Below are 563 nucleotides of genomic sequence, written 5' to 3' on the forward strand. Positions count from 1 at the left end.
ACCTTGCAGCGTCTCCCGCTTCAGCGAGGCGTTGAACGACTCAGCCATCGCGTTATCCGCACTCGATTCGATCCGGCCCATCGACTGGCGGATCCCCAGCCTCCGGCACGTGGTCTGGAACGCTGAGGAGGTATAGACGCTGCCGTGGTCCGAGTGGAATATTGCCCCGTCCAGGGAGCCTCTCGTGCGTGCCGCGTCCTCAATCGCGTCCTGGACGAGACTGGTACGCATGTGGTCCGCAAGCGAGTAGCCGACCAGACGCCTGGAACAGACGTTGATGACCGTGGCCAGGTACATGAGTTCTCCTTTCCCGCAGGGCAAGTAGGTGATGTCGCCGATATAGAGCTGGTTGCAGTCCTCGGCGGTGAAGTCTCGGCCGACGAGGTCGTCGAAGACCCTCGCGTCCTGGTCCGGGATGGTGGTGCGTTTCTTCTTGCGCAGGTTCACCCCGGCGATCTGGTGCTGGCGCATGAGACGTTCGATGCGTTTGTGGTTGACCGGCGTGGGCGCGGTGTCGTTGATTTCGGCGGTCATGCGGCGCACTCCGATCGTGGCGTCGAACT

Annotated in this window: 1 protein-coding gene; it reads right to left on the reverse strand. The window is 62.5% G+C overall.

Features of this window, described 5'->3' with window-relative positions; all coding sequences use genetic code 11:
* Positions 1–563, reverse strand: a 563-nt coding sequence (locus DV20_RS17925) for an IS3 family transposase (protein WP_043781692.1), incomplete at both ends; no start/stop codon positions are given.

The organism is Amycolatopsis rifamycinica (genome assembly GCF_000695625.1).
Classification (GTDB): domain Bacteria; phylum Actinomycetota; class Actinomycetes; order Mycobacteriales; family Pseudonocardiaceae; genus Amycolatopsis; species Amycolatopsis rifamycinica.